General features: G+C 57.8%; 6 protein-coding genes and 1 tRNA gene. 5 read left to right on the top strand and 2 right to left on the bottom strand.

The window, feature by feature from the left end; genetic code table 11:
• The first annotated feature begins 81 nt into the window (after nt 1-81).
• The 4 genes from EO136_RS15030 to EO136_RS15005 all read left to right on the top strand — a co-directional run bounded on the left by EO136_RS15030 (nt 82) and on the right by EO136_RS15005 (nt 5,191).
• The gene (locus EO136_RS15030; RefSeq protein WP_127143153.1) at nt 82-1,101 is read left to right on the top strand and encodes an IS110 family RNA-guided transposase; all 1,020 of its coding nucleotides are present in this window, start codon (nt 82-84) and stop codon (nt 1,099-1,101) included.
• A gap of 610 nt (nt 1,102-1,711) precedes the next feature.
• Nucleotides 1,712-2,986, top strand: coding sequence for a type IV secretory system conjugative DNA transfer family protein (locus EO136_RS15020; RefSeq protein WP_127145219.1), 1,275 nt, complete (start codon nt 1,712-1,714; stop codon nt 2,984-2,986).
• A 375-nt stretch (nt 2,987-3,361) separates the two neighbouring features.
• Nucleotides 3,362-3,868: a hypothetical protein gene (locus EO136_RS15010; RefSeq protein ID WP_127145217.1), complete on the top strand. Its 507-nt coding sequence runs from the start codon at nt 3,362-3,364 to the stop codon at nt 3,866-3,868.
• A 72-nt stretch (nt 3,869-3,940) separates the two neighbouring features.
• Nucleotides 3,941-5,191 carry a recombinase family protein gene (locus EO136_RS15005; protein ID WP_246018401.1) on the top strand — a complete coding sequence of 417 codons (1,251 nt, stop codon included), beginning with the start codon at nt 3,941-3,943 and terminating at the stop codon, nt 5,189-5,191.
• Between the two features lie 283 nt (nt 5,192-5,474).
• On the opposite strand, the gene EO136_RS18625 is transcribed toward EO136_RS15005, so the two are convergent.
• A tRNA-Arg gene (locus EO136_RS18625) sits at nt 5,475-5,551 on the bottom strand.
• A gap of 140 nt (nt 5,552-5,691) precedes the next feature.
• Between EO136_RS18625 and EO136_RS15000 the strand changes: the two genes are divergently transcribed.
• A complete protein-coding gene (locus EO136_RS15000) occupies nt 5,692-6,945 on the top strand; it encodes a tyrosine-type recombinase/integrase (protein ID WP_127145216.1) in 1,254 nt (417 codons plus the stop codon).
• 287 nt (nt 6,946-7,232) lie between these two features.
• On the opposite strand, the gene EO136_RS14995 is transcribed toward EO136_RS15000, so the two are convergent.
• The coding region (locus tag EO136_RS14995) for an IS3 family transposase (RefSeq protein ID WP_164730625.1) at nt 7,233-7,349 on the bottom strand (117 nt) is incomplete at its 5' end.

The following is a 7,349-nucleotide window of genomic DNA, read 5'->3' as shown; positions in this document are numbered from 1 at the left end:
CTTGATGATGTGGACGCCCCCGGCCAGCGCAGTGCCGGTTAAGGTGCTGTGGAAGTGAAAGCAAGAGAAGGAGCGTTTACAATGAATATCAATACAATCGGACTGGATCTGGCCAAGAGCGTTTTCCAGGCACATGGCGTGGATGACACCGGGAAGACAGTGCTGGTGAAGAAGCTGCATCGCAAACAGATGCTGCCATTCTTTTCGAAACTGGCACCCTGCCTGATCGGGGTTGAAGCCTGCGCTACGGCGCATCACTGGGCGCGTACGCTGATCGCCATGGGCCATGACGTCAGGATCATGCCGCCGTCTTATGTAAAAGGATACGTCAAGCGCGGCAAAAGTGATGCGCTGGACGCAGAAGCGATCTGCGAAGCCGTGCAACGTCCCACGATGCGGTTCGTGCCCGTCAAGACGGTTGAGCAGCAGGGCATCCTGATGGCGCATCGGGCGCGATCTCTCCTGGTGCGCCAGCGCACCATGGCAGCGAATGCACTGCGCGCTCACCTGGCCGAATTCGGCTTCGTCGCAAATCCCGGCATCGCCAATCTGGCGAAGCTGGCCGATAGGGCCTTTGCTGATGAAGCCCTTCCTACTTACGCTCATCGAGCGCTTGAGATATTGATCCGACGGATCACCGAGTTAACCGAGGAGGTCGGCGAACTCGATCAGGAATTACGCATCTGGCATGCCGAGAACGAGGCCAGTCGAAGGCTCGCGGCTATCCCGGGTGTCGGGGTGATCACAGCGACAGCCATCGCGGCAACAGTGACAGACCCCGATCAGTTCCAATCAGGCAGGCAATTCGCCGCCTGGCTTGGGCTGACGCCGCAGCAGCAGTCGACCGGAGGCAAAACACGTCTCGGTGGTATATCCAAACAGGGCGACAGGTATTTGCGGCGCCTGCTCGTCGTTGGCGCAACGGCCGTCATGCGACACGCCAAGCGTAACCCGACGCCGATAACAGACTGGGTGAATGGGTTGCTGGAGAAGAAGCCGTTCCGGCTCGCCTCGGTCGCCCTCGCTAACAAGCTCGCCCGCATCGCCTGGGTAGTACTAACCCGCGGAGAGACATATAGACCCTATGGGCGGCCTGCCTGACCGCGCGCAGCCCGAACCAAATTGGCAATGGCAGTCGATGATGCGTAACGATCGAGCCAATGGAGAGGCAAACCCGTCTGATTCAATGCGCCACTCGTGCGCGCCAGCTTGATCAGGGACCTCACCGGCGGATTTCCATCAGGGCCAGCAGCGAATATCACGCCGCACAAACAGGCCGGACATATGAAAGCAACCGATCACCGCAACATGACAAAACCAGCTCTTGCCATAGGGGGCGTCCACATATGAATCACTCATCACCCAGTTTGGGAATCCCCTTTGTCCACACGACCTAGGAAAGCCATCATATTCAGAAAGGACAGAATGATGATCAATCAAGCGCCTCCCAGACTCCCGATCCCGAGCCGCATCAAGCTACAGGAAAGAATTTATGGATTTGCTAGTATATCGCTCTTTCTAGCGGTATTTTCCTTTTTTCTTGGTGCTGGCGAGGGCGTATTTGGCTTCTGCTTGCTTTCCGCGTGCGGCTTTATTGTAGGCAGCAAGATAAAGACGCACCGGGACGCCCGAGGGCAAATCAAGATCTACTAAATGCGTTTAGTCGGCCCGCGAGGGCCGACTATCCCCCTCGCTTCGAAAGGCCAAGACTATGCATGCTCAGCAATACCCATACGGATCGGCGCGCTTTGCGCAGCCGCTGGAAGTGCGCCGCGCCTTTCGCGCCATCGGCGGTGTGCCCTTCGGTTTTCATGGCGGGCGCAAGCTATACCATTCCAAGCAGGCTGGCATGCTGCTGATCGGCGGTGCGGGTTCGGGGAAGTTCACCTCCGTTCTTTCGCACATCATGGTCGCGCCTAGACGTTCGGGCGAGCCGCCGCGCTATGCGATCTTTGATCCCAAGCGCGAGCTGCGCGCCGTGCTGGAGCCCTATCTCGCGCACATCAAGGCGCGAGTTTACGAGATCAATCCATATTTCACGCACGGTGTCACGGGGCACCGGCTCTCCATCCTTAGCCATCTGACGCCGGACTCGCCGCGCCTAGTCGGCGATAGTCGCCGTGTGGCCAGAACGCTCCTGCCGGATAGTGCCGGTGGGGATTCCCACTTCTTCGATCAGAAGGCGCAGAACTGGCTCGATCCGCTGATGCGCGGTCTCGTGCATCTGGACGGCGGCGTCTCGCCAACCTCGCTCTATGATCTGGTCGGCATGATCCGTTCCGATCCTGACGCCTGGATCGATACGGCGGGCATGATGGCCGGGCTCGGTGAGCCTGACCTGAAGATCGCCTTCGCCGAGATGATTGAGATGGCGGAGGACAGCCGCCGCACCTTTGACTCTGTCATGGGCGGCATGACCAACGCGCTGGCGATCATGAATGACCCCAGCCTGCAATCAGCCTTTGTCGCCACGCGCGGAGCCGACTTCACGCTGGATGTGCTCTGCGAGAAATCGGCTGACCCGGTGTTCGTGTTTTTCGTCATGCCGCCGGAGATGATGCAGCAGAATGCTGCGCTCATCCGGCAGTTTTTCTCGACGCTGCGCACGCTCAAGCAGGCAAGGCCGGATGCCCCAACGCTCAACCTTGTGATTGATGAAGCCGCACAGCTTGGGCGGTTTCCCGAGATATCCGAGTTCTACTCCATCGGTCGCGGGTTCGGTCTCTGCCCGGCTTGCGTCTATCAAGACCTCGGCCAGATCAGGAACAACCTCGGCCCGACCGGCGCCATGACGCTCTCGGCCAGTGCCGATCTCGAGGTCTATCTCGGCGGCGGAGTTTCCGATCTGGAAACCGCGCGGCACCTGAGTGCCAAGCTGGGCAACCAGACGCTGGAGCTGGAAGATCACCTGACGCAAGAGCGCGCGAGGCCATGCATGATGCGCTGTTCGGCAACGCCAACGCCTCGCGCACGGGGCTCTCGCTGAAAGCGCTGGATTATGAGCGCTCACATAAGCGCAAGCAGGCGCGCGCGCTTCGCACGCCAGAGGAAATCCTGACCATGCCGCACAATCAGGCGCTGGTCATGGCCTCGGGATACGGCATCCCGCCATTCCTGGCCGAGAAGGTCCCGTACTGCGCGCTCAGATCCTATCGGGGGCTCTTCGCACCCAACCCGTATTTCGACCGCGACCTGTCCAAGGTCCTAGTCCCCGCCTGGGTGGGGCGGGAGCCGCAGCTTGCGGGTGATCACCGAGCCGGTCCCATCAAGCCATGCCCATCTGCCGCAATACCAGAATGGCCAGTGGAGCTACATCCAGTGGCATCGCCCCCGGACCTAATCAGAAACAGGACTCTGCGTGGTGGACAGTAAACATAGAACGCTTCGCGAGACTATAATTTGCGACGATTTTACAACCTGTGCTAGAATTGCTTTAGAAGACAATTTTCGGCCGAAACGCGAAGTAGTTGATGCGGCGTCAGAAAGGAAAGATGACTTCCCGCATGAAGCGGGAGAGACCGACAGCAAGCCCAGGATAGTTGGGGGAAAGGGGGACTTTGCCATGCATGACCAACGAAACTCCACGAGGGGAGAGCTCGGCGATCAGTTCGATCTTGCGGTCGCAGCCAAGCCCCCGCCATCAATCGAAATCGACACAGCCAAGTACCAGAAATATCTGGACGATCCCACGCTCAGCGACGAGCAGAGGGAAGAGATCATTCAAGCCCTGTGGTCCATCATCACAGTATCTGTTGATCTTGGCTTCGGTGTCCACCCGGCGCAACAGGTGCAGGATGCTGATTCACAGCAGCGGTCCGAATTTGAACTTGAAGCACAAGAGGAAATGGATTCTAATGTATTGAAATAATACAGAATATAAATATAGTAAATATTATTACTGCTCAGGATTTCAGGTTAGCGCGGATAGGAGATTGCCAGTATGGAGGAGAAAAGGAAACTCGGACCCGGAACCAAGGCAATCATATATTGCCGCGTTTCTGATACCAAGCAGACCACGCGCGGCGACGGCCTCAATTCGCAGGAAACCCGTTGCCGCGAGTTTGCCAAGTACAAGGGCTATGAAGTCGCCGCCGTATTCAAAGACGATATGTCCGGGCGGTTTCATGCCCGTCCGGGGATGAAAGAGGCGCTGTCCTTCCTGCGAAGACACCGGAAGTCGCCGCATGTTTTGATCATCGATGATATTACGCGGCTCGCCCGCGGCCTCGATGCTCACATCAAGTTGCGCGCCGACATCAATGGCGCGGGCGGTATTCTCGAAAGCCCGTCGATAGAATTTGGAGAGGACTCGGATTCGATCCTGGGGGAGAACCTGCTTGCCTCGGTCTCGCAGCATCAGCGCCAGAAAAATGGCGAGCAAACGAAGAACCGGATGCGCGCCCGCATTCAGAACGGATATTGGCCCTTTCTCGCCCCGATAGGGTATCGCCATGCCCGATCCAATGGCGGCCATGGCAGAGTGTTGGTCCGCGACGAGCCGTATGCCTCGATCCTGCAAGAAGCCCTCGAAGGCTACGCGTTGGGCCGCTTTCAGACGCAAGTTGAAGTGAAGCGATTTCTGGAGAGCCAACCCGCCTTTCCAAAAGACCTGAACGGGGTGGAGGTTCGCAACCAGCGCGTCTTCGAGCTTCTGACGCGCACGCTTTATGCTGGCTATGTCGAGCATGCGGATTGGGGCGTGAGCCTTCGCAAAGGTCATCACGAAGCGCTGATCGATTATACGACGTTTCAGCGCATTCAGGAACGTCTGACCTCCACGGCGAAAGCGCCTGCGCGAAAAGACATCAGCGCCGATTTCCCGCTGCGCGAATTCATCCAGTGCAGCGATTGCGGCACCATGCTGACCGCCTGCTGGTCTGCCAGCAGCACAGGGGAGAAATACCCCTACTATCTCTGCAAGACGAAAGGGTGTGAGAGCTATTGCAAATCGATCAAGCGCGATCAGCTCGAAGAGGACTTCCTCAGGCTGCTGCAATCGCTGGAGCCGTCCAAGGGGCTCTTCCAGGTCGCCAGGGCGATGTTTCGCGACATTTGGGATTCGCGGTTGGCTGCTGCCGCAGAGACCTGGACGGCGCTCAAGAAAGAAGTCCAGAAGATCGAGCGTCAGATCGAGACCATTGCTCGACCGGATTGTCGAATCGAGTTCAGGCAGCGTAGTGGCGGCCTATGAGAAGCGCATCGCCAAACTGGAATCCGAGAAGGTTATCGCAGAGGAGCGGGCCGCGAAAACGGGCAAGCCGGTGCATACCTAGAGGAGTCGTTCGAACGCGCCCTCAAGTTCCTGTCAAGCCCTTGTAATATCTGGAAAAACGACTCTGTTGCATGGCAAAAAGCCGTGCTCAGATTGGCATTTGCGGAGCCCGTCCGCTACTGCCGAAGTGAGGGTGTTCGAACGCCCAAAATATCCTTTCCCTTCAAGGTGTTGGGGAATATTTCAACCGCGAAAAACAAAATGGCGCACCCGACACGATTCGAACGTGTGACCTCTGCCTTCGGAGGGCAGTAATGTCAAGAACCCGCACCATCCCGCAGGTTCACACAGAACCTCCAATCTCTTATTTTCATTGTAATTTTTTTCGATTCCGCTTCCCTACTCACCCTGACCTCTATTGCTCGTTCCCATTTTGGTGATTACTGGGTGATTGCTATCAACGCAATCGGAAGCCCCTCATGCCCAACGCCAAGATCACCAAGACACTCGTCGACAAGTCCGCACCGGCGGAGCGCGACCAGCATTTCTGGGACACGGAAGCAAAGGGGTTTGGGCTCAAGATCACTCCAACAGGCAGCAAGGTTTACGTCTACCAGTACCGTTATCCCCCCCGGCGCGGAGGCAAGACAATGCGCGTGACGATCGGGAAGCACGGTTCCCCTTGGACCCCCGATGGAGCCAGAGTACGCGCTCGTGAACTGGCCTCCTTGGTTGCCAATGGCCAGAATCCTCGTGCCCTGGAACTCGCCGGCGATGCCGCGATGACCGTAGCGCAGTTGTGCGATGACTACCTTCTCAAGGGCACAGGCACAAAGAAGGCCAGCACATTGGCCACGGACAAAGGACGCATCGAAGCCCACATCAAGCCACTGCTCGGCACAATGCGAATTAATGAGGTGACCAGGGCCGACATCAGCGCGTTTCAGTCGGATGTCGCAGCCGGGAAAACTAAGAAGGACACCAAGACCAAAGCTCGAGGCAGGGCGATCGTGACCGGGGGGAAGGGAACAGCTGCGCGCACATTGGGACTGCTCGGGGGCATCTTCTCATACGCGGTGGATGCTGGATTGCTCGAGACCAATCCGGCACGCGGGGTGAAGCGCTATCCGGACAAGCGCAACGAACGCTATCTCAATGCCCATGAACTCAAGACATTGGGTGAAATGCTCGACGCTCCGGAGAACAAGGCGGTGTATCCCACTGCCATCACGATCATCCGACTGCTTGCGCTCACCGGAGCCCGGCGGGGCGAAATCCAAAACCTCAAGTGGTCCGAGGTCGACCTGGAACGCTCAGCTCTACGCTTGGACGATTCCAAGACAGGGCAGAAGATCGTGAGACTGAATGCCCCTGCCCTCGATGTGCTCAAGAACCTTATCGGAGGCGACGCTAAGCCCCAGGGCTATGTCTTCCCCAACTCCGAGGGCACAGGACCGTATGAAGGCACCTCCAAGGTATGGAGCCGTCTGAGGAAGGATACTGCCCTAGGCGACGTTCGTCTGCACGATCTGCGCCATACCTTTGCGAGCCTGGCCATTGCTCAGGGCATGCCCCTCGCCGTTATCGGGAAGCTCCTGGGGCACGCGAATGCAAGCACAACGCAGCGTTACGCTCATCTCGCGGACGATCCGGTTACCGCTGCAAGCGACCAGCTGGGTGCGACGCTTGCGGGAATTTTCTCGGTGGCACGCGACCCAGACGACGGGACGTGATCGCGCGGACATCCTCTGCTGGCTTGACAGCATGAGCCGCAAGCGCGCCATACGCTATGATGAAAAGCGATACAGGGATCGCTGGTACGTCGAGGCGATGTTCTGCCGCCTTCAAGGGTTTGCGTGGCGTCGCAACCGAGACGACAAATTCGCGCATACTTACCTATCACCGTCATGCTCGCAGCAGCTGTCGCGCATTGGCTATGATTGAGTTTCGATCCGAGAGGATGTAGGTTGAATATGCGAAAAACGCATTAATAGCCCCGGGTTTCGTGGACATCCTCGGGTTACATATCCTGCTGCCGTTCGAACTCTACGGGTGACAGCATCCCGTTCCTTACGTGCTTGCGCTTCGGGTTGTAGAACATCTCAATGTAGTCGAACACGTCCTGCCTTGCCTCCTC

Source organism: Pelagibacterium montanilacus (assembly GCF_003992665.1).
In the GTDB taxonomy this organism is placed as follows: domain Bacteria; phylum Pseudomonadota; class Alphaproteobacteria; order Rhizobiales; family Devosiaceae; genus Pelagibacterium; species Pelagibacterium montanilacus.
The sequence above is the reverse complement of the archived record's forward strand: the minus strand, read 5'-3'. Positions and strand labels throughout refer to the sequence as shown.